The sequence below is a fragment of the Stenotrophomonas sp. MYb57 genome, from assembly GCF_002966815.1.
Classification (GTDB): Bacteria; Pseudomonadota; Gammaproteobacteria; order Xanthomonadales; family Xanthomonadaceae; genus Stenotrophomonas; species Stenotrophomonas indicatrix.
Genome location: NZ_CP023271.1, coordinates 1779938 through 1804953, shown reverse-complemented (window position 1 = coordinate 1804953; position 25016 = coordinate 1779938). Strand labels below are relative to the sequence as shown.

Here is a 25016-nt window from a genome sequence, read left to right as displayed (position 1 = left end):
GTAGCCGGCGGTTGCCGCGGCCCCCGAGCCGCTTGCCGGCCCATGATGGTACACGGCCAGCGTCGGTTCAGCGTGCAACGAAGGTCGACACCGCGCCTGCGAGGCGCTCCCCATCCACATGGGGGTCGAACCAGCGCGCATCAAGCTCGCCGCGCAGCCAGGTAAGCTGGCGCTTGGCCAGTTGCCGGGTGGCGAAAATGGACTTGTCCCGGAAGCGGGCCGCGTCCCCGTCCCCGTCCAGGTACTCCCAGGCCTGGCGATACCCCACCGCGCGGACGGCGGGCAGGTCCAGCGGTGCGGCCACCGCCCGCATTTCCGGCAATGCACGCAGGGCGCGCACTTCGTCGAGGAAGCCCTGCGCGAGCATGGCGTCAAAGCGGGCCTCGATGCGCTGGTGCAGGACGGCGCGGTCGCGCGGCGCCAGAATCAGCTTCAACGTGCGCACAGGCAACGGGGCCACCCCGGGGCGGCGCTGCCATTCACTGATCGGCGTGCCGGTCAGCCGGTAGACCTCCAGCGCCCGCTGGATGCGTTGCGGGTCGGTGGCATGGATGCGTGCTGCGGCGGCGGGGTCAACGGCGGCCAGTTCGGCGTGCAGCGCCGCCCAGCCTCGCTCGGCGGCCTCGGCGCTCAGCACGGCACGCATCGCCGGGTCGGCCTCCGGCATCGGCGACAGACCCTGCAACAGCGCCCGGAAGTACAGGCCCGTGCCGCCGGCCAGGATCGGAGTCTTGCCACGGGCGACGATGTCGGCCACCACGCGGGCGGCGTCGGCGGCGAACTCGGCGGCGGAATAAGTCTGCCAGGGATCGCGCAGGTCCAGCAGGTGGTGCGGTGCCTGCGCGCGCTCGGCCGCATCGGGCTTGGCCGACCCGATATCCAGTCCGCGATAGACCAGCGCCGAATCAACGCTGACGATTTCACCGTCCAGCTGCTGCGCCAGCGCGATCGCGGTCGCGGTCTTGCCGCTGGCGGTCGGCCCCATCACGGCGATCGCCAGCGGCCGCTGATCCACTGCCATCAGTCTTCGTCCGGCCAGCGGAGGGTCGGCTTGGCGTCCACCCGCACGGCAGGTACCGCCTCGACCGCCTGCCAGACCTTCAATGCATCGACCGTCGCTGCCACATCGTGCACGCGCACGATACGGGCGCCGCGCTGCACGGCGATCAGGTGTGCGGCCACCGACGCAGCGACACGCTCTGCCGGCGACTGACGACCGGTCAGCTCGCCCAGGCTGCGCTTGCGCGACAGCCCGGCCAGCATCGGCACGCCCAGTTCAAGGAAACGCTCCGAGCGGGCCAGCAGCGTCATGTTGTGGGCCGTGGTCTTGCCGAAGCCGAAGCCGAGGTCGATCACCAGATTCTTCTTGGCGATGCCGGCCATCTCCGCGGCGAACAGCCGCTGCACCAGGAAGCCATGGACCTCGGCGACCACATCGTCGTACTGCGGGTCGGCCTGCATGTGACCTGGTTCGCCTTGCATGTGCATCAGCACCACCGGCACGCCTGCGTCCGCCGCCGCCTGCAGCGCACCGTCCTGGCGCAGGCCGAAGATGTCGTTGATCATCCCGGCGCCTGCAGCAACCGCGGCACGCATCACCTCCGGCTTGAAGGTATCGATGCTGATCGGCACCGTCGTGCGCGCTGCCAGCTGCTCGATGACCGGCACGACGCGACGCAGTTCCTCGTCGATCGACACCGGCGCCGCGCCCGGACGGGTCGATTCGCCGCCGATGTCGAGCAGGTCGGCGCCCTCCTCCACCAGCTTCAGGCCATGCGCGACCGCCGCCTCGGTGGTGTCATGGGCACCACCATCGGAGAACGAATCCGGGGTGACGTTGACGATACCCATGACCCGGGCACGGTCGAGGCGCAGGATGCGGCCGGCGCAATCGAGCTGGGGCGAGATGTCGAACATGGCAGATCCTGCGGGCAACGAAGGTTAGTTTAAGGCGGCAGGGCTGCGCCCTGCACCCGCCGAAGCGGTAGTGCCGGCCGCTGGCCGGCAAGCTCAACAACAGCAACAGCGGCAACAGCGGGCTATCCGTGGGATGGCGGGACGGTGTCGGATTGCGGGGACGCCGCAAGTACGTCCGTGTAGGCTTGGCCGCGGCATCCATGCCGCGGACACCCTGCAATCCGACACCGACCCGCCTCCGACAATTTCCTGCTGCTGCTGGGCTGCTGTTGGTAGGTGTCGACCTTGGTCGACACGTAGATCCACGCCGTGCGTGGATGCTCTTCGTTCAATTGTCGAGATATTCGATTCCGATGGAGATTCATCCACGCATGGCGTGGATCTACCGGCCACCGGGAAACTGTCGAAGGCGGGGTGGGTCCGATTGCGGGGGCGTGAGCCGCATGGATGCGGCGACCGAGCTTACATGGACGTACTTGCAGCGCCCCCCGCAACCGGACCCACCCCGCCATCCCACAGAATGCCGCAGTTGCTTTTGCTGTTGAGGTTGCCGGCCAGCGGCCGGCACTACCGCTTCGGCGGGTGCAGGGCGCCGCCCCGCCGGCAAACCTCACCGCTGCCGGCGACGCTTCCGGTCCACGTACAGCGTCTTGATGATGCTCAGCAGGATACCCACCGCGATACCCACGCCACAGCCCAGCAGCAGATTGTCCACGGTCAGGCCGACAGCGACGCCGACTACGGTGGCGATCACCATCTCGGCGGTGTGGGAAATCGGTTCAGGCTTGGGGGCGGACATGCGGACTCCAGCGGACTGTCAGGATCGGATGGGCCGGGGCCCGGAAACAACAAGGCCGGGTTGCCCCGGCCTCGTCTTGCATTGCGTACGGCAGGCCGTCAGATCGATTCGGCCGGACCGGCGATCGGGGGCAACGGACGGGCATCGCCGCCCTTGTCGTTGTTGCCGCCATCCTTGTTGGACTTGTTCCAGCCCATCGGCGGCGGCGGATCACGACCTTCCATGATCGCGTCGATCTGCGGCGCATCGATGGTTTCGTACTGCAGCAGCAGCTGCGACATCGTATGCAGCTTGTCGATGTTCTCGGTCAGCAGCTCGGTGGTGCGGGCGTACGCCTTGTCGAGGATGTTGCGCACTTCCTCGTCGATGCGACGGGCAGTGTCGTTGGACACGCTCTTGTGCTGGGTCACCGAACGGCCCAGGAACACCTCATCGTCCTCTTCGCCATAGGCGATCGGGCCGAGCTGCTCGGACAGGCCCCACTTGGTGACCATGTTGCGGGCCATCTTGGTGGCACGCTCGATGTCATTGGAAGCGCCGGTGGTGACCTTGTCGGTACCGAAGATCAGTTCTTCCGCCACGCGGCCACCGTACAGCGAGCACAGCTGCGACTGGATCGCCACGCGGTTCATCGAGTACTTGTCGCCTTCCGGCAGGTACATGGTCACGCCCAGCGCACGGCCGCGCGGAATGATCGTGACCTTGTAGACCGGGTCATGTTCCGGCACCAGGCGGCCAACGATGGCATGGCCGGCTTCATGGTAGGCGGTGAGGGTCTTCTCCTCCTCGCTCATGGCCATCGAGCGGCGCTCGGCACCCATCAGGATCTTGTCGCGGGCACGATCAAAGTGGTCCATGCGGACCTCCTTCTCGTTGCCACGGGCGGCGAACAGGGCGGCCTCGTTGCAGAGGTTGGCGAGGTCGGCGCCGGAGAAGCCCGGCGTACCACGCGCGATCACCATCGGCACGACATCGTCGGCCAGCGGCAGCTTGCGCATGTGCACCTTGAGGATGTGCTCGCGGCCCTTCACGTCCGGCAGACCGACCACCACCTGGCGGTCGAAGCGGCCCGGACGCAGCAGCGCCGGGTCCAGCACGTCCGGACGGTTGGTGGCGGCGATCACGATCACGCCTTCGCCGCCTTCGAAACCGTCCATCTCGACCAGCAGCTGGTTCAGGGTCTGCTCGCGCTCGTCATGACCGCCGCCCAAGCCGGCACCACGGTGGCGACCGACGGCGTCGATTTCATCGATGAAGATGATGCACGGCGCGTGCTTCTTGGCCTGCTCGAACATGTCGCGCACTCGGCTGGCGCCGACGCCGACGAACATTTCCACGAAGTCCGAGCCGGAGATCGAGAAGAACGGCACCTTGGCTTCACCGGCGATGGCCTTGGCCAGCAGCGTCTTGCCGGTACCCGGAGGGCCGACCATCAGCACGCCGCGCGGGATCTTGCCGCCGAGCTTGGTGAACTTGGACGGGTCACGCAGGAAATCGACCAGTTCGCCGACTTCTTCCTTGGCCTCGTCGCAACCGGCAACGTCGGCGAAGGTGACCTTGATCTGGTCTTCGCCCTGCAGCTTGGCGCGCGACTTGCCGAAGGACATTGCGCCCTTGGCACCGCCGCCACCGCCCTGCATCTGCCGCATGATGAACAGCCAGAAGCCGATGATCAGGATGACCGGCAGGAAATTCATCAGGATCGCGCCGAGGGAGATGCCGCTGGACGGCTCTTCCTGCACGATCTCGACGTTCTTGGTGCGCAGCACGTTGATCAGGTCGCGATCGAACGGCGCGGTGATGGTGGACGACTGTCCACCACGGGTGGTGTAGGTGATCTGGCTGGTACCGCCGCGCGTATCGCCGCCGAAGGCGACCTTCTGCACGTTGCCGGTGTCCACCTGGTCCAGGAACTGCGAGTACGAAGCGCCCTGCGCCCCGGCCCCCGAGGTCTTGGGCGAGAAGCTCTGGAAGACCACCATCAGCACGACGGCGACGACCACCCATAGCAGGAGGTTCTTGGTCAAGTCGTTCATCCTCATTGGCTCCGGTGTTCCTCTTAGTGCTGGCGTTGCGTTGGGGTCGAACTTACGGGGTCGAGCTTACTTCATGTGGGCGCGTTTTCCCTGACCCAAGGCATACACCTCGGGAGAGCGCTTGCGCGAGGCTTCCGGCTTGCGGATGGAGACCTTGTCGTACCGGCGGCGCATGTCGCGCACGTAGTCGTCAAAGCCTTCGCCCTGGAACAGCTTGATCAGGAACGCCCCACCAGTCTTGAGGTGGTTGTCGGCAAAATCCATGGCCAGCTCCGCCAGGTGCATCATCCGCGGCTGGTCGACCGCGTCCACACCACTCTTATTGGGGGCCATGTCCGACAGCACAAGGTCTACCGGCTGATCCCCGAGCATGGCTTCAAACTGCGATAGGACGGTTTCTTCCCTGAAGTCACCGTGAAGGAACTCCACGCCGGCCAGCGGCGGCATGTCCAGGATGTCCAGGGCCAGCACGCGGCCGGTATCGCCGATCTGTCTCCGCACCTGCTGAGACCAACCACCTGGGGCCGCGCCGAGGTCGACCACCACCATGTGCGGCTTCAGCAGGCGGTCACGTTCGAGCAGTTCTTCAAGCTTGTAGGCCGCACGGGAGCGCATGCCTTCGGCCTGGGCCTTCTTTACGAAGGGATCGGAGAAGTGTTCCTTGAGCCAGCGCTGGCTGCTTTTGCTGCGGGTAGCCATTGGAAATAGGGGCTGATGGGGTCGCCATGATACCCTGATCGTCCCATTCAACCGTGTTTTCTGCATGCCCACTGCCTTGACCCCTTCCCAGACCCGTTTCCTGCGCGGCCAAGCCCACGACCTGAAGGCCCTGCTGCAGACCGGCGGCAAGGGCGTCACTCCGGCCTTCCTGACCGAGCTGAACGAAGTGCTGGAACGCCACGAACTGGTCAAGGTGAAGGTTGCCGCCGAAGACCGTGACGCCCGCGACGTGATGATCGGCGAGATCGTGCAGGCCACCGACAGTGCGCTGGTGCAGCGTATCGGCCATGTGGCCGTGCTGTATCGCCCGAGCAAGGAACACCGCCAGATCGTGCTGCCGCGCGGCTGATCGGACCCTGCCATGCAGCTGAACCACGAACTGCCCGACTACGCCTACAGCCTGCGCGCCGCTGACGGTCGCTCGGCACGGGTGAATGATCGCGTTCTGGGCAACAGCTTCTTCCTGACCCCGGACCAGCTGGTTGAACAGTGGCCGGTGACCGATGTCGCGGCGCTGCAGGTGGCTGACCTGGAGCCGATCCTGGCACTGAAGCCGGCGTTGATACTGCTCGGCACCGGAGAGCGCCAGGCGTTCCCGCCGGCGGTTGTCATGGCCGCCTGCCTGTCGCGCGGCATCGGACTGGAAGTGATGAACAATCCGGCTGCCGCACGCACCTTCAACATCCTTGCCGGCGAAGGCCGCAAGGTGGCGGCCGCCTTCATCCTGGAAGGCTGAGGCCCGAGGTCGCCGGGCATGGCCCGGCGCCACCTGAAACACACGTTGCGCATATGTAAGCGTCCGAGCCCATGCTCGGGCAGTGCTGCATTGCGGCGTACAGCCGCCGGGCATGGCCCGGCGCTACCCGTATCTGCCCGCGCTAGCGCGCCGGCAGATACTGCTGCGGGTCGACCGGCTTGCCGTTGTAGCGGGTGAGCCGAGGGCGCTTGCGGCCCATGGGACGCGCCCTTGGCGAACGCCCGGCGCGCTGCGCCGGGCCGGGGATCCGCCCGGAGAAAGAGCGGCCGGTTACTTCGCCGGCAGATATTGCTGCGGGTCGACCGGCTTGCCGTTGTAGCGGATCTCGAAGTGCAGCATGTCCCGGTTGGCGCCGGTACGGCCCATCTCGGCGATCTGCTCGCCGGCCTTCACGCTCTGCCCTTCATTGACCAGGCGCTTGCGGTTGTGGCCATAGGCCGACAGCCACTGGTCGCTGTGCTTGATGATGATCAGCTCGCCATAGCCGACCAGGCCGGCGCCGGAATACACCACCACGCCATTGGCCGTGGCCTTCACCGGCGCGCCGCTGGTGCCGGCGATGTCCACGCCCTGCTTGGTTGCGTCGCCGGCCACGTAGCGGCCCACGACTGCGCCATCGGCCGGCCAGCGCCAGGCGATGTTGCTCTTGACCGGACCGGCCGGACCCGGCGTCGGCGCGGTACTGCCGCCAGACGTGCTGCCAGCCGGACGCGGCGCGGTGACCACGGTGGTCGGCGCACGACCGCCACCGGAACCGGCCGGATACAGGCGGATCACCTGCCCCGGGTAAATGGTCGACGGGTTGTCCAGGTTGTTCCAGGCGATCAGGTCGGCCGGCGTGATGTCGTGGATGCGGGCCAGCGCATAGATGGTGTCGCCCTTGCGCACGACCACCGTCTGCCCCGGCTTGGGCACCGACGTCTTCGGCGTGCTGACGCCACTGCCGCCGCCACTGGGCCGGACCACGGTGGCGGTGCCACAGGCGGCCAGGGTGGATACCAGCAACGCCAGCGCGCCGATGCGCACTCCCTTGCTCAGACGATCTGCACTCATGCGAACTTCGACCTCCATACAAGCCAGGCGATCAGCACCACCACCAACGCGGTGGCGATCCAGCCCAGCGGTTCAATCCATCGGCGCAGCGCTGCTTCGGCGCGCGCACCACCGATACGGATGACCGCAGCCAGCACGAAAACGCGCTTGCCACGACCGATCAACATGCTCAACAGGTACTGCGGCATCGGCACGCCGACGATACCCGATGCCCACGTGAAGACCTTCATCGGAATCGGCATGAAGCCGCCCAGCACCAGGAAAGTGAACACCGCCCAAGGCGACTCCACCATCTTGGCCTGCACGGTAGCAATGCCCTGCTCGATCGCCGGCAGCATGCCCAGCGCCTCGAACACCGGCTTGACCGCTTCGAATGCATAGTGGCCCAGCGCGTAGCCGATCAGCGCGCCGACCATCGAGCCAGCCAGGCTGAGGGTGGCGAACCACCAGCCGCGCTTGGGCTGGGCCACGCACATCGGCGCCAGCATCACTTCCGGCATCACCGGGAAGATGATGGCTTCGAAAAAGCTCAGCACCATCAGATAAGTCGGCGCGCGCTCATGCGCAGCCCACTTCATTGCCCGCTCGTACAGCGGCCCGAAAATCTTCATGCAACCCTGCTCCGTGGATTCAATCGAGCATGCCAGACAGCAGCGGCACGAAGGTGACCGGCGCCAGCACGCGTTGTTCGATGCTGCCGTCGTCCTTGCGGTCGAGCTGCACCAGCGACTGTGCGCCGGCGCCACCGACCGGGGCGACCAGACGGCCACCTGCAGCCAGCTGCTCAACCAGCGCATCGACCAGTGCCGGTGCGGCGGCGGTAACCACGATGGCGTCGAACGGGCCATGCTCGGCCCAGCCCACGCGGCCGTCGTCGTGCTTGGTGCGGATGTTCATGCCCAGCGCGCGGAACCGCTTGCGCGCCTGCCGCAGCAGGTCACCGATGCGCTCGACGGTATAGACCTCCAGCCCCAGCGCACCAAGCACGGCGGCCTGATAGCCGGAGCCGGTACCCACTTCGAGCACCTTCTTCGGCGCCACCTGCAGCACGGCCTCGGTCATCCGCGCCACCACCCACGGCTGGGAAATGGTCTGGCCGTGGCCGATCGGCAGCGCGGTGTCTTCATACGCGCGCGAGGCCAGGGCCTCATCGATGAACAGATGGCGCGGCACCACCCGGATCGCGTTCAGCGTCGACTCGTCGACGATGCCGGCTTCGCGCAGGCGGTCGACCAGGCGGTCGCGCACGCGCTGCGATGTCATGCCGATGCCGACTGCTTCCGGCTGCAGGCGCAGGCGTGGGCTCATGCCGGCCGGTCCAGCGCGGCGCTGAGGCCGCCGACCCAGCTGGCGACCTTTTCCAGTGCCTGGTAGCGGGTCAGGTCAACCTGGATCGGGGTGATCGAAATGTGGCCGGTGCGCACCGCATGGAAATCGGTGCCCGGGCCGGAGTCCTGCTCGCGGCCGGCCGGACCGATCCAGTACACCTCGTTGCCGCGCGGGTCTTTCTGCGCGATGCAGCCCTCGGCGCGATGACGGTTGCCCAGGCGGGTGACTTCGAAGCCCTTGACCTCGCTCCACGGCAGGTCCGGCACATTGACGTTGAGGATGGTGTCGGCAGGCAGCGGATCGGCCTTGAGGCGGGCAACGATCTCCACCGCAGCACGCGCCGCCGTCTCGAAATGCCTGGGGTCGTGGTTACGGGTCACCAGTGACACCGCCACTGCAGGCAGGCCGAGGAAACGACCTTCCATCGCCGCCGAGACGGTGCCGGAATAGATCACGTCGTCGCCGAGGTTGGCGGCATTGTTGATACCGGACACGACAATGTCAGGCTCGAATTCGAGCAGGCCGGTCAGCGCAAGGTGCACGCAGTCGGTGGGCGTGCCGGCCACCGACACGGTGTAGTGGTCGATGCGCTTGAGCCGGATCGGCAGATCCAGGGTCAGCGAATTGCTGGCGCCGGAGCGATCGCGGTCGGGTGCGACCACCGTGACTTCGTGCCCGGCCTCGCGCAGCACGGATGCAAGCATCCGGATGCCCGCCGCGTCGACACCGTCATCATTGCTGACCAGGATGCGCATCTTCGATTTAACCGCTTGATTTTCCAAGAATTCGATCCCGTCACCTTGCAACGTGGGCGAAGCCGGCCCGTCTCCTCCAGGGAGGCGGCAGCTCCGCAAGTGCGCCGACTATTGTGCCGCAAGCGGGCGCTGGGTCCTACCCTGTCTGCGGTCACGGCCGACATCGAACGGTCATAGGCAGACCCGCGCAGGCGGTTTACCCTGTGCGCATGTCGCACCCTGAAGACGAAGATCCGGCTGCATTGTTCCGGGCAGCCATCGGCGAAGTGACGCCGCTGCGCAAGGAAGTGGAGCCCGCGCCTGCTGCGCCGCGGCCCAGGCCGCGTGCGCGCATGGCCGAGCGCGACGACGCAGAAGCCGCCGGTGAGTTCGCCCGGCTGCTGCGCGACAACGCCCCGCTGGAAGCGGGCGACGTTGCCAGCTACCGGCGCGACAACCTGCCGCCACGCCTGTTCCAGCGCTTGAAGCGCGGACAGTACTCGGTGCAGGACGAACTGGACCTGCACGGCGCCACCGCCGCGCAGGCCGAGATGATGCTTCGCCAGTTCCTGCTGGAGGCGCACGCCCACGAGTACGGCTGCGTGCGCATCATCCACGGCAAGGGCCTGCAGTCCGATGGCAGTGCGCCGGTGCTGAAGAACCTGGTGGACCGCCTGCTGCGCCTGCGCAACGACGTGCTGGCGTTCCATTCCGCCCCGACCGGGCAAGGCGGGACCGGCGCCATGCTGGTGCTGCTGGCGCGGCGCTGACGTTCTGCCGGTGGGATTCATCCACGCTTGGCGTGGATCTACTGACGGCCCGTCCACGCATGGCGTGGATCTACTGACGGCCCGTCCACGCATGGCGTGGATCTACTGACGGCCCATCCACGCGTGGCGTGGATCTACTGACGGCCCGTCCACGCATGGCGTGGATCTACTGTGGCGGGCGGAGGAAAGTGGATCCACGCCATGCGTGGATGCTCTTCGCCTCCGCCACCATTTCCGTCAGGCCTGCGACGCGTCTTCGACCGGGCCGAGCTCGTGCAGGACCGCGGTGGCATAGCAGCCTGGCGGCAGCGCGAAGGACAACTCCAGTACGTCAGCGGCCAGCCACTGGTGCTGCAGCAGCGCTGGACGCAGCCGCAGCGCGCGCCGCTCCTGCTTCAGCCGCGCCTCTTCCAGGCCGGCGCGCAGCGCCTTTGATTCGTCATCATCCAGCGCTGCCAGTTCCAGCTCACGGGCGGCGTCGCTGCTGCGCAGCTCACCCTCGCCCCACAACGGAGCACTGGGGTGGATGTCGAAACGTGCCAGGCGCTCGGCCAGCACGTCGCTGTAGGGCTCGGGGCCGAACACACTGCGGCTGCCATCAAGCATCCACACTTCGCCCTGCAGCGGCTGGTCCCAGCTGCCCTGCTCCACGCGTGCAGCGAGCACGCGGTTGAACAAGGCCGAACGCGCCGCCGACAACAGCAGCGAACGCTGGTCCTTGCGCATGCGCCGGCCACCGAACATCGCCAACGCGGCCGGCACATTGCCGCCATCACGACCGAAGCGCTGCTCGCCGAACCAGTTCGGCAGGCCACGCGCGGCGATCTGCTGCAGGCGCTCGTCGATTGCCGCCGCGTCACCCTGCACATCGCGTAGCACCAGCCTGAAGCGGTTGCCCGCCAGCGCACCGCGCTGCAGCTTGCGGTTGTGCCAGGTGGAGTCGATCACCTCAATCTCGTCACTGGCCAGCTCGGCCAGATCGGGCGCGACGCGCTTGGGCAGATGTACGCTGAAACGCTGGGTGGTGACCGCGTTGCGGTCCTTCATGCCGGCATAGCTGACCGCCATTTCCGGCAGGCCTGCCCACTTGGCCAGTACCTTGGCCACGTGCACCGTATTGGCGCCACGCTTGCGGATATGCAGCAGCAGATGCTCGCCTTCACCGGTCGCTTCGAAAGCGGGCAGCTCATCGACCTGGAAATCTTCCGGCGTGGTGCGGATGCGCGCCTGCAGCAGCGGTGCACCGAACGCGAGCGGCAACGGGATCATGCGGCCACCAGCAGCACGACCGCCTGCGCAGCGATGCCTTCGCCACGGCCGGTGAAGCCCAGCTTCTCGGACGTGGTGGCCTTGACGCTCACCGCATCCAACGGCAGCTGCAACAGTTCACCGATGCGCTCGCGCATGGCCAGCGCATGCGGGCCGACCTTGGGCCGTTCGCAGATCACGGTGATGTCGGTGTTGCCGACACGCCAGCCGCGCTCGCGCAGCAGGCCATCGCAATGGCGCACGAATTCGCTGCTGTCCGCGCCCTTCCAGCGGTCGTCAGTGGGCGGGAAGTGCTGGCCGATGTCGCCCAGCGCGATCGCACCGAGCATGGCGTCGCACAACGCGTGCAGGATGACGTCGCCGTCGCTGTGCGCAAGCACGCCGCAGCTGTGCGGCACCGCGATGCCACCGAGCATGATGTGGTCGCCTTCACCGAAGGCATGGACGTCGTAGCCCTGGCCGATACGGACGGGCGGGAACGGGGAGGTGCTCATGGATGCAGCCCTTGCAGCAGGGCCGCGCGGGCGGTCAGCCGGCGCGGCGGGAGAGTACGAATTCGAAACGATCGAGATCGGCCGGCGTGGTGACCTTGAAGTTGTCCTCGCTGCCTTCCACCAGCAGCGGGCGCTGGCCCTGGCGCTCCATGGCCATGGCATCGTCGGTCACATCGACACCGGCGGCAGCGGCCTCGGACAGTGCGCGGATCAACTGGTGGCGGCGGAACAGCTGCGGCGTCAGTGCACGCCACAGGCGCTCACGTGGCTCGGTGCCGTCGATGCCACCATCATCACCAGCACGCTTGAGCGTGTCGCGTACCGGCGCAGCCAGGATGGCGCCGACCGGATCGGTGCGGCCCACTTCCAGCAGGCGGCCAAGATCGGCCTGCGACAGGTTCGGACGCGCCGCGTCATGCACCAGCACGAATTCATCGGCACGCACGCTGTCCGGCAGGGCCTGCAGCCCCGCCAGCACCGAGGCGGCGCGGGTGGCGCCACCGGTGCAGGTCAGCACCGGCTTTCCGGCCCATTCGCTCCAGCCCGGCCAGTCGGCATCGTCCGCACCGATCACCACCATCGCCCCGGCCACGGCCGGGTGCGCCAGCAGTGCGTCCAGGGTGTGGGCGAGCAGGGTCTGCCCGCCCGCCTGCAGGTACTGCTTGGGCAACGGCGCACCAAAACGCGTGCCGCGCCCTGCGGCCGGAACAACCACCCAGATCGCCGCGCTCATGGCACGTCCGCCGGATGGTCACCGGCCGGGGCCGCAACCGGCGCAGGCTGCGCCGGGCGCGTCGGTGCATCTTCCACGACGCGATAGAACTTCTCGCCGGGCTTGATCATGCCCAGCTCGCTGCGCGCGCGCTCTTCGATGGCGGACTGGCCTTCCTTGAGGTCCTTCACTTCGGCAGCAAGCGCATCGTTGCGCTGCTGCAGACCGTCATTGTCCCGCTCCTGGTTGGCGACCTGGGCTTCGAGCATCATCACTTCACCCGAATTGCCCGGGCCGAACCAGAAACGGTACTGCAGCCATGCCAGCAGCAGGGCCAGCAACAACAGCAGCCAGCGCCAGTCGCGCATCGGCTCAGCGCTTCAGCGACACGAACGCGTCACGACCAGCGTAACGCGCGCCGGCGCCGAGGGCTTCCTCGATGCGCAGCAGCTGGTTGTACTTGGCCACGCGATCGCTGCGGCACAGCGAGCCGGTCTTGATCTGGGTGGCGGTGGTCGCCACCGCAATGTCGGCGATGGTGGTGTCCTCGGTTTCACCCGAACGGTGCGAGACCACGGCGGCGTAACCGGCACGGTCGGCCATGGCGATCGCTTCCAGCGTTTCGCTGAGGGTACCGATCTGGTTGACCTTGATCAGGATCGCGTTGGCGGTGCCCGAATCAATGCCTTCCTGGAAGATCTTCGGATTGGTGACGAACAGATCGTCGCCGACCAGCTGCACCTTCTTGCCGATGCGATCGGTCAGCAGCTTCCAGCCCGCCCAGTCGTTCTCGGCCAGGCCGTCTTCGATGGTGATGATCGGGTACTGCGCGGCCCAGTCAGCCAGGAAGTCGACGAACTGCTCGGAGGTCAGTCGCTTGTTCTCGCCGACCAGGTTGTACTTGCCGTTCTCGAAGAATTCGCTGGAGGCCACGTCCAGGCCCAGCAGCACGTCTTCACCGGCGGTGTAGCCGGCCTTGCCGATGGCTTCGAGGATGGTGTCCAGCGCTTCGACGTTGCTGCGGAAGTCCGGCGCGAAGCCGCCTTCGTCGCCCACCGCCGTGCTCAGGCCGTGGCCCTTCAGCACCGACTTCAGCGAATGGAAGATTTCGGTACCGGCACGCAGCGCTTCGGAGAACGAGGTGAAGCCGACCGGCAGCACCATGAACTCCTGGAAATCGACGTTGTTGTCGGCGTGCGCGCCGCCGTTGATGATGTTCATCATCGGCACCGGCAGCGACGGGGTCGCGCCGGTCTTGCCGGCCAGGTACTGCCACAGTGCCTGCTTGCTGGAGGCAGCGGCGGCGTGCGCGGCGGCCATGGAAACACCCAGCAGTGCGTTGGCACCCAGGCGGCCCTTGTTCTCGGTGCCATCCAGATCGATCAGGCGACGGTCCAGGCCGGCCTGGTCGGTAGCCTCGAAGCCCTTCAGTGCGTTGGCGATGGCGCCGTTGACGTTGTCGACGGCCTTGCGCACGCCCTTGCCGAGGTAACGGGTCTTGTCGCCGTCACGCAGCTCCACCGCTTCCTTGGTGCCGGTCGATGCGCCGGAGGGAACCGCGGCGCGACCGAACGAACCGTCCTCCAGGGTGACTTCGGCTTCCAGCGTGGGGTTGCCACGGCTGTCGAGGATTTCACGGGCATGGATGCTGCGGATCGTACTCATGGTCGGGCCGGTTACCTGTTTGGAGAGGGGGCGACAAAAGCGAATGCCGCGTGATTATCCCCGGCTACCCCTCACTTGCCAAATGGCGTGATGGGCATCAGCCCCAGCTGGACCCGATCACGATCAGCAGCAGCGACACCAGCATCACCAGCAGGGCACCGGCAATGGCCGCGCACACCGGCCCGCGCCGACGTCGCCAGGCCATCACCATCGCCACCAGGCTGCCCACGAAGGACAGCACCAGCGTGACCAGCGCGCCCAGCATCCAGTACTGCGTGGCCTGCACGCCGTTGCTGCCATCCCCCGGCGGACGGAAGCTGGCGGCGAAGGCCAGCACGCCCACGAGCAAGCCGCCCCAGGCGAGCACCGACATCAACAGGGCGATCAGGCCCCACGGCCAGCTGCGCGAGGGTTCAGGCATCGTATTCATCAAAGAAGATCGTGCAGCAGGATGCCCGCCCACAGCGACAGCACGACCATCGCCAGCGCAGCGGTAACCCTGCCCCGGTTCAGGCGCCAGCCGAGCACCGCGGCGAAAAACCCTGCGGATATGGTCAGCACTTCGGCCACCGCCAGGGCGATGACGAAGGGCATCAGGTTCACTACCGGACCGCCGGCACTCGACGGGCGCATGCCGGCACCGAACAGCATGCCGATGGCGAATACACCGGACACCGACAGCAATGCCAGGCCGAGTGCAATCGGGCCCCACGGCCACTGCCGCCAGCGCCGGCGACGACGCTGGATCTCCAGCGCCGCCTGCGGGTGCTGGCTCACGCGAAGCGCGAGAAGCCGTGCTTCTTGGTCACCGCGTCGAGCTCCATCAGGGTCTCGAGCAGGGCTTCCATCTGGTCCAGCGGCCACGCGTTGGGGCCGTCGGACAGCGCCTTGGACGGGTCCGGATGGGTTTCGGCGAACAGGCCGGAAATGCCCACGGCAACAGCGGCACGCGCCAGCACCGGCACATGCTCGCGCTGGCCGCCGGAACTGGTGCCCTGCCCGCCCGGCAACTGCACCGAATGGGTGGCGTCGAACACCACCGGGCAGCCGGTATCGCGCATCACCGCGAGCGAACGCATGTCGCTGACCAGGTTGTTGTAGCCGAAACTGGCGCCACGCTCGCAGACCATGATCTGCTCGTTGCCGGTGGCCTTGGCCTTCTCGACGACAGGCTTCATGTCCCACGGCGCCAGGAACTGGCCCTTCTTGATGTTGACCGGCTTGCCGGCCGAGCACACCTTGCGGATGAAGTCGGTCTGGCGGACCAGGAACGCCGGGGTCTGCAGCACGTCCACCACCGAGGCTACTTCATCCATCGGGGTGTATTCGTGCACATCGGTCAGCACCGGCACGCCGATCTGCTTCTTGACCTCGGCCAGCACCTTCAGGCCCTCTTCCATGCCCGGGCCACGGAAGGCCGTGCCGGAGGTGCGGTTGGCCTTGTCGAAGCTGGACTTGAAGATGAAGTTCACACCGAGCCTGTCGGTCACTTCCTTCAGCTTGCCGGCGGTATCCAGCTGCAGCTGCATCGACTCGATCACGCAGGGGCCGGCGATCAGGAACAGGGGCTGGTCCAGCCCGACCTCGAATCCACACAGTTTCATGGCGTTTCCTTGTTGTCCGCTACACCGGCAGTGCCGGTGCGCTGGGGTTGAAGCGAGCAAGATGGGGGCCGGCGGCCCCCATGACAAGTCAGGCGCGCACTTCCTGCAGCAGCTTGCCACCGGCCTTGCGCTCGCGCGCGGCACGGATGAAGCCAATGAACAGCGGGTGGCCGTCACGCGGGGTGGACAGGAATTCCGGGTGCGCCTGGCAGGCCAGGAACCACGGATGCTGGTCGCGCGGCAGTTCAACCACTTCCACCAGGGTGTCGTCCATCGACTTGCCGGCGATCACCAGGCCGGCGTCTTCCAGCTGGGTGCGGTAGCGGTTGTTGAACTCGTAACGGTGGCGGTGGCGCTCGGCGACCACGTCCTTGCCGTACAGTTCGCGGGCCAGCGTGCCCGGCTTCAGGCGCTGCTCCTGCAGGCCCAGGCGCATGGTGCCGCCCAGGTCACTCTTGTCGTCACGCTTTTCCACGTCGCCGGTGGCAGTGCGCCATTCGGTGATCAGGCCGATCACCGGGTTCGGCGACTGGCGATCGTTCTCGGTGCTGTTGGCGTCTTCCAGGCCCACCACGTGGCGCGCGTAGTCGACCACCGCAGCCTGCATGCCGTAGCAGATGCCGAAGTACGGCACCTTGTGCTCACGGGCGTACTGCGAGGTGAGCACCTTGCCTTCGAAGCCACGGTCGCCGAAACCACCCGGCACCAGGATGCCGTCGACATCGGCCAGCGCGGACATGTCGCTGCCTTCCAGGTCCTGCGCTTCCAGCCACTTCAGGGTGACCTTGGTGCGCTGGCGCAGGCCACCGTGCTTGAGCGCTTCGCCGACCGACTTGTAGGCGTCCTGGTGGTCGATGTACTTGCCGACCACCGCGATGGTCACCGCATCCAGCGGATGCAGGGTGGCATCGACGGCGTCTTCCCACATCGACAGGTCGGCCGGGCCGGCCTTGTCGGCCAGCTTCAGCTGGTTGATGACGATCTCGTCCAGGCCCTGTGCGTGCAGGCCCATCGGAATGCGGTACAGCACATCGACGTCGGGCACGCTGATCACCGCGCGCTCGGAGACGTTGGTGAACTGGGCGATCTTGCGACGCTCCGAATCCGGTACCGGCTGTTCCGAACGGCACAGCAGCACGTCCGGCTGGATGCCGATCGAGCGCAGTTCCTTCACCGAGTGCTGGGTCGGCTTGGTCTTCAGCTCACCCGCCGCAGCGATGTACGGCACCAGGGTGAGGTGCATGAACAGTGCCTTTTCCGGGCCACGCTCGGTGCGCACCTGGCGGATCGCCTCCAGGAACGGCAGCGATTCGATGTCGCCGACGGTGCCGCCGATCTCCACCAGGGCCACGTCGAAGCCCTCGGTGGCTTCGTCCATGCAGCGACGGATCTCGTCGGTGATGTGCGGAATGACCTGCACGGTCGCGCCCAGGTAGTCGCCACGGCGCTCCTTGCGGATCACTTCCTCATAGATGCGACCGGTGGTGACCGAGTTCTTGCGGCTCAGGCGGGTGCGCACGAAGCGCTCGTAGTGTCCCAGGTCGAGATCGGTTTCGGCGCCGTCGTCGGTGACATACACCTCACCGTGCTGGAACGGGCTCATGGTGCCCGGGTCGACGTTGATGTACGGATCGAGCTTCATCATCGTGACCTTCAGGCCACGCGCTTCGAGAATGGCGGCCAGTGACGCGGCGGCAATACCTTTGCCGAGCGAGGACACCACGCCGCCGGTTACGAAAATCAAGGGAGTCATGGCTGCAAGCATCCTGTCTGGAAATGGAAAACGGCAGCGCCACGCCTGCCCGGGGGGCGGGCGTGGAGCAGAAAGGGGGTTTTCCGGTTCGCTGGAGCAGCGAGGGAGGTGCGGGCCCGGCCAGCGCAATGCGCCAGCGGGGAACCACCCTGCGAGGTCGGGGCGGCCGTGCCGGTCACTTCGACCGTCACCTGCGACCCGCTTTGCTGGAGGCCACGCTTGGCCGTGCCAGCCCATTCGCAAATGGTGGACACGCACTTACTCCCGGAAAGCCATAGTTTACAGATAGATGGCCGCCAACCCAAGGGGCAGATGGCGCCATCGGCAAAAAGAAACGCCCCGCTGGGCGGGGCGTTCGAGGGGGAAACCCTTGTGGCAAGGGCCTCGGAGGGGCAGAAGAATTACTTCTTCTTGCGTGCCTCTTCCTCTTCTTCCTGCTGCGGCACCGGCTGGCCCTTGGCCTTCATCTCGGCATTGGCCTGCGCGCGGCGCTTGGCCTTGGCCTCGGCTTCGGACTGCGCCTTGTCGGCCTGGTCACCCTGCTGCGGAGCAGGCTGGCCGGCGTTCTGCGCCAGCACCATCGGCACTGCAACAGCGGCGGCAGCCAGGATCGCAATGGTCAGCAACTTCTTCATGGACTCCTCCTCGCGGTATGGCTCGGATGTGGGGGGCGCCGGTGTTCGGTTCCAGCGGTTGCCATTTTACCCCCTCCCCGCCAACGAGGCTGAACCGCAGGCGTGCAAATTCCCGGTCCAGACCGCACACTTGCCCGTCGCTCCACGCTTTCGAAGACAGATGAACGCCCGCTATAACGCCGCCGATATTGAAGTCCTGTCCGGCCTTGACCCGGTCAAGCGCCGCCCCGGCATGTATACCGACACCGCGCGCCCGAACCACCTGGCGCAGGAAGTGATCGACAACTCGGTGGACGAGGCCCTCGCCGGCCATGCCCGCTCGATCGAGATCACCCTGTTCAAGGACGGCAGCGTGGAGGTCAGCGATGACGGCCGCGGCATGCCGGTGGACATCCATCCGGAAGAGAAGATCCCGGGCGTCGAGCTGATCCTTACCCGCCTGCATGCCGGCGGCAAGTTCAACAACAACAACTACACCTTCTCCGGCGGCCTGCATGGCGTCGGCGTCAGCGTGGTCAATGCGCTGTCGACCCTGGTGGAAATCCACATCAAGCGCGAAGGTGCCGAACACCGCATCACCTTCCGCAACGGCGACCGCGCCTCGCCGCTGGAAGTGGTCGGCAGCGTCGGCAAGAAGAACACCGGCACCCGCCTGCGCTTCTGGCCGGACCCGAAGTACTTCGATACGCCCAAGTTCGCCGTGCGTGCGCTCAAGCACCTGCTGCGCGCCAAGGCCGTGCTGTGCCCGGGCCTGACCGTCAAGCTGACAGACGAAGCCACCGGCGAGGTCGACACCTGGTACTACGAAGACGGCCTGCGCGATTACCTGAAGCTGGAGCTGGGCGATCGCGAGTCGCTGCCGGCTGATCTGTTCGTGGGCAACCTGAAGAAAGACACCGAGATCGTGGACTGGGCCGTGGCCTGGCTGCCGGAAGGCGAGCTGGTGCAGGAAAGCTACGTCAACCTGATTCCCACCGCACAACATGGCACCCACGCCAACGGCCTGCGCACCGGCCTGACCGAAGCGCTGCGCGAGTTCTGCGACTTCCGCAACCTGCTGCCGCGCGGCGTCAAGCTGGCCCCGGAAGACGTGTGGGACCGCGTGTCGTTCGTGCTGTCACTGAAGATGACCGACCCGCAGTTCAGCGGCCAGACCAAGGAACGCCTGTCCTCGCGCCAGGCAGCCGGTTTTGTCGAAGGCGCCGCGCACGATGCGTTCAGCCTGCTGCTGAACCAGAACGTGGAGCTGGGCGAGAAGATCGCGCAGATCGCCATCGAGCGCGCCAGTGCGCGCCTGAAGACCGAGAAGCTGGTCGTCCGCAAGAAGGTCACCCAGGGCCCTGCCCTGCCCGGCAAGCTGGCCGACTGCATCAGCCAGGACCTGTCGCGCACCGAACTGTTCCTGGTCGAGGGCGACTCGGCAGGCGGCAGCGCCAAACAGGCCCGCGACAAGGATTTCCAGGCGATCCTGCCGCTGCGCGGCAAGATCCTCAACACCTGGGAAGTGTCCTCCAACAGCGTGCTGGCCTCGGAGGAAGTGCACAACCTGGCAGTGGCCATCGGCTGTGACCCGGGCAAGGAAGACATCAGCGGCCTGCGCTACGGCAAGGTGATCATCCTGGCCGACGCCGACTCCGACGGCCTGCATATCGCAACGCTGCTGACCGCACTGTTCCTGAAGCACTTCCCGGCGCTGGTCGATGCCGGCCACGTGTTCGTGGCGATGCCGCCGCTGTTCCGCATCGACGTGGGCAAGCAGGTGTTCTACGCCCTGGATGAGGAAGAAAAGCGCTCGATGCTGGACAAGATCGAACGCGAGAAGATCAAGGGCGCGATCAACGTGACCCGCTTCAAGGGCTTGGGCGAGATGAATCCGCCGCAGCTGCGTGAATCCACCATCCATCCGGACACCCGTCGCCTGGTGCAGTTGACCATTGACGATGGCGAGCAGACCCATTCACTGATGGACATGCTGCTGGCCAAGAAGCGCGCGTCTGACCGCAAGGGCTGGCTGGAGAGCAAGGGCGATCTGGCTTCGCTGGAAGTCTGATTCCCGGTAGTGCCGGCCGCTGACCGGCTGCTTTTCGTGAACCAGCGGGATACCTGGGTTGCCGGCCAGCGGCCGGCACTACCGGGCCGTTGGATCGGCCGCCATCGGCAAACCCTGCGGGTCCATAATGCGCGTTCATCCGCGTGGACGACCCCATTGCCCGCCAACTCACTGCTGTTCCCCGGGCTGCCGCTGCACAGCGCGCGCCTGGTGCTGAGCCCCATTCGCCGCGATGACGCCGCGGCCCTGTTCGCCCTGCAGTCCGACCCGGACGTGATGCACTGGTGGAACCACCCGGCGTGGACGCGTCCGGCCGAAGCACGCGCGCAGATCGACGACGACCTGGCTGCACAGGCCACCGGTACGCAGTTGAAGCTGGCCCTGCGCGAATCGGTGGACGGCCCCCTGCTGGGCATATGCGTGGTGTTTGCCCTGGATCGGGATGCGGCGCGCGCGGAAATCGGCTATCTGCTGGCACCTGGCAGGCAGGGCCACGGCTACATGCATGAAGCGCTGCAGCAGGTGCTGGCCTATCTGTTCAACACCCTGCAACTGCACCGGGTGGAAGCGGAGATCGATCCACGCAACCACGCCTCGGCACACGTGCTCGAACGCCTGGGCTTCCACCGCGAAGGCCTGCTGCGGCAGCGTTGGCGTATCCAGGGTGAACTGGCCGACTCGGCCGTGTACGGACTGCTGGCCGACGACGCGGTGCGCTCAGCCACCGTCGCTTGACCGGATCAGGCCACAAAGCCGGCCCATGCCTTTGGACACATACGGTGCGCGGCACCCCGCCCTAGCATCGGGGTCCCTTCCGCTGCCGTTCCGGTGCCATGAAGTTTCTGCTGCACTCTGCCGCGCTCTGCGTCGGCCTGCTGATCGCCCCCGCCTGCGTGCTGGCCGCGCCTGCTGCTGACGGCGCCTCCGAAACGAAAGAAGAAAAGACCGAAGCCACTCCCCTGCCGGCCGATGCGTCGGCTCGCCAGAGCATGCGCCTGGCTGGGCGCACCCTCGACTACACCGCCACCGTCGGCACCCTGCCGGTACGCGATGCGAAGGGCAAGGTGATCGCCGATGTGGTGTTCACCGCCTACACGATGCCGGGCAAGGACCGGCCGGTGACCTTCGCGCTCAATGGCGGCCCCGGCGCATCTTCTGTGTACCTCAACCTGGGCGCCATCGGCCCGAAGGTGGTGACCTTCGGTTCGGAAGGCGACAGCGCATCGGCGCCGGCGAAGCTGCACGACAATCCCGGCACCTGGCTGGACTTCACCGACCTGGTGTTCATCGATCCGGTCGGTACCGGCTTCAGCCGCGCCCGCATCGGCGATGAGGAAGCGAAGAAACAGCTGTATACGCCCAGTGCCGATGTCGAGTACCTCTCGCGCACGATCTACGACTGGCTGCTGCGCAACCAGCGCATGGCCTCGCGCAAGTACCTGACCGGCGAGAGCTATGGCGGCTATCGCGGCCCGCGCATCACCCACTTCCTGCAGACGCGCCTGGGCGTGGCGATGAACGGCCTGGTGCTGGTGTCGCCTTACCTGAGCCCGACCCTGGAAGACAACGCCGATGTCTCGCCGATGGCGTGGATGCAGACCCTGCCGTCGATCGCTGCCGCGCACCTGGAACGCCAGGGCAAGCTGACCGACGCGGCGATGCGCGAGGTGGTCGAGTACACCCGCGGCGACTACGCCACCGCGTTGATGAAGGGCCGCAGCGATCCGCAGGCGACCGAGGCGATGCTGCGCCGGGTGGCCGAGTTGACCGGCCTGGACCCGCAGTTCGTGCGCCGCGCCGGCGGTCGCCTGGAAACCCAGGCCTACCTGCGCGAAGTGTTCCGCGACAAGGGCACGCTGGGCAGCCGCTACGACTCCAACGTCACTGCGTTCGATCCGTTCCCGAACGATCCGGAGCAGCGCGCCAACGATCCGCTGCTGGACAGCATCATCGCCCCGACCACCACCGCGATGGTCGACTTCGTCACCCGCGAGGTCGGCTGGAAGGTGGATGCGCGCTACCAGGCACTGAACTACGACGTGAACCGTCTGTGGGATCGCAATGGTGACCTGCGCGAGGGCGCGGTGACCCAGCTGCGCCAGGCCGTGGCGATCGACCCGCATCTGCAGGTGCTGATCGTGCACGGCTGGAATGACCTGTCCTGCCCGTTCATGGGCTCGATCCTGACCGTGGACCAGATGCCGGCGATGGGCAGCAACCCGGACCGCGTGCAGGTGCGCAGCTATCCGGGCGGGCACATGTTCTACAGCCGGGCTGACAGCCAGGCGGCGTTCCGCAGGGATGTGCAGGCGTTGTTCCAGCGCAATTGAGGGGTTGTCGGCCGGGCCTGCGGCCCGGCACCCGCAGAATCGACGGCAACGGCAACGGCAACGTCAAAAGCGGGCTTTCCGTGGGTTGGCGGGGGGGGCCGGTTGCGGGGGACGCCGTAAACCCCCAGACCGGCCCAGCCGCTGGCGGCTGTGCGTTCGGGCGCTTGCGAAGCAGTGCTTCGCAAGCAAAGCGCCCTCACCCTTGGGGGCTTGGCCGCGGCATCCATGCCGCGGACACCCCCGCAACCGGACCCACCCCGCCTTCGACGGGTTCCGGCTGCTGTTGGTGGGTGTCGACTTCCTGCTGCTGTTGGTAGGTGTCGACCTTGGTCGACACTGTAGATCCACGCCATGCGTGGATAACGGAAACCGGATGCTTCATGAAATGAAAAAGCCCGCCGGAATCCGGCGGGCTTTTTGTTTTCCGGGGTCAGATCCTTTTCCTGCAGGGAAAGGGCTCTGATCCCAAGGCTCCTGGCATCAGGTCCAGCCGAGCAGCTCGAACAGCTTCAGGATCAGGTAGGCGCAGCCGCCTGCCGCCGGGATGGTCAGGATCCAGGCCCAGACGATGCGTTCGATCACGCCCAGGCGCAGCGAACGCGGGTTCTTGGCGAAGCCTACGCCCATGATCGCGGTGGAGATGCTGTGGGTGGTCGATACCGGCATGCCGAAGTGCGCCGCCAGGGTCAGCACGGTGGCCGAGCTGGTTTCCGCAGCGAAGCCGTGGATCGGGTGCAGCTTGACCATCTTGTGGCCCAGGGTCTTGATGATCTTCCAGCCGCCCGAGGCGGTACCGGCGGCCATCACCACCGCACAGGTCAGCACGATCCACATGGCGATGCCGTCGCCGGCGTGCGCGTCCGGATGCATGAAGGCCAGCCACGACGGCAGGTCGTTCAACGCGCCGGTCGCCTCGGCACCGATCAGGGTCATCGCGATGATGCCCATGGTCTTCTGCGCATCGTTGTGGCCATGGGCAAAGCCCATGTAGGCCGCCGAAGCGATCTGTGCCTTGCCGAAGAACGCATTGACGATGCGCGGACGTGCCAGCCGGCCGATCGCGCCGCCGATCTTGGCCAGGCCTGCGATCAGTGCCCACAACAGCACCATCACTGCGATGCCGAGCAGGAAGCCGGCGATCGGCGAGGTGATCATCGGCACGAACACCTTCCACAGCAGGCCCTTGTTCTGCGCCCAGCTGCCGAGCCGTTCGGACCAGATCAGCGCGTCCCAGTTGTTGTGGGCCGCAGCCAGGCCGGCGCCGCACAGGCCACCGATCAACGCGTGCGAGGACGAGGACGGCAGGCCCTTCCACCAGGTGATCAGGTTCCAGATGATGCCGCCGAGCAGCGCGCACAGGATCACCTGCGGGGTCACGTCGACCACGTTGGTGTTGAGCAGGCCCGACGCGATGGTCAGTGCGACCGCGGTGCCGGTCAGGGCACCGATGAGGTTCATGAAGGCGGCAAGCATCACCGCCCAACCGGGCGACAGTACTTTGGTTGCCACCACGGTAGCGATGGAGTTGGCGGTATCGTGGAAGCCGTTGATGAACTCGAAGACGAGCGCGGCCAGGATCACCACCAGGACTAGGGTGAGCATCGGTACCGGCCCGTCAGCTGTTCTTCAACACGATCTGGTACGCCACCACACCGGCCTCGCGGCAGCGGTCGATGGCCTTTTCCAGGATCTCGAAGAATTCCTTGAGCAGGAACATCTGCAGGTTGTCCAAGCGACCGGAGTAGATGTCGCGGTACAGCTCGAGCATCAGACGGTCGGCCTCGTTTTCCAGCGAGCGCAGGCGCTCGTTGAGCGCGGTCATCCGGTCCAGGTTCATGTGGCGCAGGTCGGCGACCATCTCCACCACTACGCCAGCGGCCTGCTCCAGCATCGCCGCGCGCGGCGCGAAGTCGATGTGTTCCAGGTGGGTGGTGGCCAGCGAATAGCGATCGGCGAACTTCTCGATCTGCTTGGGAATCTTGTACAGGGCCGAGCCCAGCGCTTCGATGTCTTCGCGCTCGATCGGGGTCATGAAGCTGTCCACCAGCGCCTGGCTGATCTTGTCCGAAGCCGCGCGTTCGCGCAGACGGGCCAGCTTGAAGGCATCCAGGGCGGGCTGGCGATCGGCGTCGCGCAGCATCGAATGCAGTGCCTTGGCGGCATCGGAAGCCGCGACGGCAGCCTCATCGAGCAGGGTGTAGAACTGTTTGCCGGAACCGAAAATGGTCTGCAGAGAGAACATTGAGAAACCTGTCAGCCGTCGCGGGAAGGACGGCACCAGTGCGAATTATGACGGCTAGATGACCATCACGGGTATCCCTGCCCCTTTCCGGGGGTCGGGACGCCCAAAACTGAACAGGCATTTGCCACCCAGCCACGGCCCTTTGCT

Annotated in this window: 27 protein-coding genes; 6 read left to right on the top strand and 21 right to left on the bottom strand. The window is 66.4% G+C overall.

The window, feature by feature from the left end; translation table 11 throughout:
• Positions 1-67 precede the first annotated feature (67 nt).
• The 5 genes from miaA to rlmE form a co-directional block, all read right to left on the bottom strand.
• The gene (miaA, locus tag CLM74_RS08370) at positions 68-1021 is read right to left on the bottom strand and encodes a tRNA (adenosine(37)-N6)-dimethylallyltransferase MiaA (protein ID WP_105163836.1); all 954 of its coding nucleotides are present in this window, start codon (positions 1019-1021) and stop codon (positions 68-70) included.
• Positions 1021-1917 (bottom strand): dihydropteroate synthase, encoded by an 897-nt coding sequence (gene folP, locus CLM74_RS08365; protein ID WP_105163835.1) that lies wholly within the window; start codon positions 1915-1917, stop codon positions 1021-1023. The genes miaA and folP overlap by 1 nt, the downstream gene beginning before the upstream one ends.
• 610 nt (positions 1918-2527) lie before the next feature.
• Entirely contained in the window at positions 2528-2716 is a 189-nt protein-coding gene (locus CLM74_RS08355) for a hypothetical protein (protein ID WP_025878913.1), read from the bottom strand.
• Positions 2717-2814: 98 nt separating this feature from the next.
• Positions 2815-4752: an ATP-dependent zinc metalloprotease FtsH gene (ftsH, locus tag CLM74_RS08350; protein WP_025878912.1), complete on the bottom strand. Its 1938-nt coding sequence runs from the start codon at positions 4750-4752 to the stop codon at positions 2815-2817.
• A gap of 66 nt (positions 4753-4818) precedes the next feature.
• The gene (rlmE, locus tag CLM74_RS08345; RefSeq protein ID WP_025878911.1) at positions 4819-5451 is read right to left on the bottom strand and encodes a 23S rRNA (uridine(2552)-2'-O)-methyltransferase RlmE; all 633 of its coding nucleotides are present in this window, start codon (positions 5449-5451) and stop codon (positions 4819-4821) included.
• A 64-nt stretch (positions 5452-5515) separates the two neighbouring features.
• Between rlmE and yhbY the strand changes: the two genes are divergently transcribed.
• Positions 5516-5821, top strand: a complete 306-nt coding sequence (gene yhbY / locus CLM74_RS08340) for a ribosome assembly RNA-binding protein YhbY (RefSeq protein WP_025878910.1) — start codon at positions 5516-5518, stop codon at positions 5819-5821.
• 12 nt (positions 5822-5833) lie between these two features.
• Positions 5834-6208, top strand: coding sequence for an Mth938-like domain-containing protein (locus CLM74_RS08335; RefSeq protein ID WP_032976512.1), 375 nt, complete (start codon positions 5834-5836; stop codon positions 6206-6208).
• Positions 6209-6499: 291 nt separating this feature from the next.
• Here the strand turns inward: CLM74_RS08335 and CLM74_RS08330 are convergent, their stop codons facing one another.
• The 4 genes from CLM74_RS08330 to surE are packed head-to-tail and all read right to left on the bottom strand — an operon-like array spanning position 6500 to position 9366.
• A complete protein-coding gene (locus tag CLM74_RS08330) occupies positions 6500-7282 on the bottom strand; it encodes a peptidoglycan DD-metalloendopeptidase family protein (RefSeq protein ID WP_105163833.1) in 783 nt (260 codons plus the stop codon).
• Complete coding sequence (locus tag CLM74_RS08325) at positions 7279-7893, bottom strand: DedA family protein (protein ID WP_025878907.1); 615 nt, start codon at positions 7891-7893, stop codon at positions 7279-7281. Before CLM74_RS08325 ends, CLM74_RS08330 begins: the two co-directional genes overlap by 4 nt.
• Positions 7894-7912: 19 nt before the next feature.
• Positions 7913-8590, bottom strand: a complete 678-nt coding sequence (locus tag CLM74_RS08320) for a protein-L-isoaspartate(D-aspartate) O-methyltransferase (protein WP_025878906.1) — start codon at positions 8588-8590, stop codon at positions 7913-7915.
• Positions 8587-9366 carry a 5'/3'-nucleotidase SurE gene (gene surE, locus CLM74_RS08315; protein ID WP_033830802.1) on the bottom strand — a complete coding sequence of 260 codons (780 nt, stop codon included), beginning with the start codon at positions 9364-9366 and terminating at the stop codon, positions 8587-8589. Before surE ends, CLM74_RS08320 begins: the two co-directional genes overlap by 4 nt.
• Before the next feature lie 209 nt (positions 9367-9575).
• Here surE and CLM74_RS08310 point away from each other — a divergent pair, with 209 nt between their 5' ends.
• A complete protein-coding gene (locus CLM74_RS08310; protein ID WP_032976509.1) occupies positions 9576-10115 on the top strand; it encodes a Smr/MutS family protein in 540 nt (179 codons plus the stop codon).
• 237 nt (positions 10116-10352) lie between these two features.
• Here the strand turns inward: CLM74_RS08310 and truD are convergent, their stop codons facing one another.
• The 10 genes from truD to CLM74_RS08260 form a co-directional block, all read right to left on the bottom strand.
• A complete protein-coding gene (gene truD / locus CLM74_RS08305; protein ID WP_032976508.1) occupies positions 10353-11384 on the bottom strand; it encodes a tRNA pseudouridine(13) synthase TruD in 1032 nt (343 codons plus the stop codon).
• On the bottom strand, positions 11381-11878 hold the full coding sequence (gene ispF / locus CLM74_RS08300) for a 2-C-methyl-D-erythritol 2,4-cyclodiphosphate synthase (RefSeq protein ID WP_025878902.1): 498 nt from the start codon (positions 11876-11878) through the stop codon (positions 11381-11383). Before ispF ends, truD begins: the two co-directional genes overlap by 4 nt.
• Before the next feature lie 34 nt (positions 11879-11912).
• Entirely contained in the window at positions 11913-12611 is a 699-nt protein-coding gene (gene ispD, locus CLM74_RS08295; RefSeq protein ID WP_032976507.1) for a 2-C-methyl-D-erythritol 4-phosphate cytidylyltransferase, read from the bottom strand.
• Complete coding sequence (gene ftsB / locus CLM74_RS08290) at positions 12608-12958, bottom strand: cell division protein FtsB (RefSeq protein ID WP_025878900.1); 351 nt, start codon at positions 12956-12958, stop codon at positions 12608-12610. Before ftsB ends, ispD begins: the two co-directional genes overlap by 4 nt.
• Positions 12959-12962: 4 nt before the next feature.
• Positions 12963-14255, bottom strand: a complete 1293-nt coding sequence (gene eno / locus CLM74_RS08285) for a phosphopyruvate hydratase (protein ID WP_032976506.1) — start codon at positions 14253-14255, stop codon at positions 12963-12965.
• Between the two features lie 97 nt (positions 14256-14352).
• Positions 14353-14685 carry a hypothetical protein gene (locus CLM74_RS08280; RefSeq protein ID WP_105163832.1) on the bottom strand — a complete coding sequence of 111 codons (333 nt, stop codon included), beginning with the start codon at positions 14683-14685 and terminating at the stop codon, positions 14353-14355.
• Positions 14685-15032 carry a hypothetical protein gene (locus CLM74_RS08275; protein ID WP_080149201.1) on the bottom strand — a complete coding sequence of 116 codons (348 nt, stop codon included), beginning with the start codon at positions 15030-15032 and terminating at the stop codon, positions 14685-14687. Before CLM74_RS08275 ends, CLM74_RS08280 begins: the two co-directional genes overlap by 1 nt.
• Positions 15029-15859 carry a 3-deoxy-8-phosphooctulonate synthase gene (kdsA, locus tag CLM74_RS08270; RefSeq protein WP_012510652.1) on the bottom strand — a complete coding sequence of 277 codons (831 nt, stop codon included), beginning with the start codon at positions 15857-15859 and terminating at the stop codon, positions 15029-15031. The genes CLM74_RS08275 and kdsA overlap by 4 nt, the downstream gene beginning before the upstream one ends.
• An 88-nt stretch (positions 15860-15947) precedes the next feature.
• Positions 15948-17612, bottom strand: coding sequence for a CTP synthase (locus CLM74_RS08265; RefSeq protein WP_025878896.1), 1665 nt, complete (start codon positions 17610-17612; stop codon positions 15948-15950).
• Between the two features lie 401 nt (positions 17613-18013).
• Positions 18014-18247, bottom strand: coding sequence for a hypothetical protein (locus CLM74_RS08260; protein WP_025878895.1), 234 nt, complete (start codon positions 18245-18247; stop codon positions 18014-18016).
• Positions 18248-18407: 160 nt separating this feature from the next.
• Here CLM74_RS08260 and parE point away from each other — a divergent pair, with 160 nt between their 5' ends.
• The 3 genes from parE (at position 18408) to CLM74_RS08245 (ending at position 22627) form a co-directional block, all read left to right on the top strand.
• Positions 18408-20297 carry a DNA topoisomerase IV subunit B gene (gene parE / locus CLM74_RS08255; RefSeq protein WP_105163831.1) on the top strand — a complete coding sequence of 630 codons (1890 nt, stop codon included), beginning with the start codon at positions 18408-18410 and terminating at the stop codon, positions 20295-20297.
• Positions 20298-20453: 156 nt separating this feature from the next.
• Positions 20454-21032: a GNAT family protein gene (locus CLM74_RS08250; RefSeq protein WP_059063745.1), complete on the top strand. Its 579-nt coding sequence runs from the start codon at positions 20454-20456 to the stop codon at positions 21030-21032.
• A gap of 98 nt (positions 21033-21130) precedes the next feature.
• Positions 21131-22627 (top strand): S10 family peptidase, encoded by a 1497-nt coding sequence (locus CLM74_RS08245; protein ID WP_105163830.1) that lies wholly within the window; start codon positions 21131-21133, stop codon positions 22625-22627.
• A 480-nt stretch (positions 22628-23107) separates the two neighbouring features.
• Here CLM74_RS08245 and CLM74_RS08240 read toward each other — a convergent pair whose 3' ends face one another.
• Together CLM74_RS08240 and CLM74_RS08235 are read right to left on the bottom strand one after the other, a co-directional pair.
• On the bottom strand, positions 23108-24229 hold the full coding sequence (locus CLM74_RS08240) for an inorganic phosphate transporter (protein ID WP_025878891.1): 1122 nt from the start codon (positions 24227-24229) through the stop codon (positions 23108-23110).
• 13 nt (positions 24230-24242) lie between these two features.
• On the bottom strand, positions 24243-24869 hold the full coding sequence (locus tag CLM74_RS08235; protein WP_025878890.1) for a DUF47 family protein: 627 nt from the start codon (positions 24867-24869) through the stop codon (positions 24243-24245).
• Positions 24870-25016 lie beyond the last annotated feature (147 nt).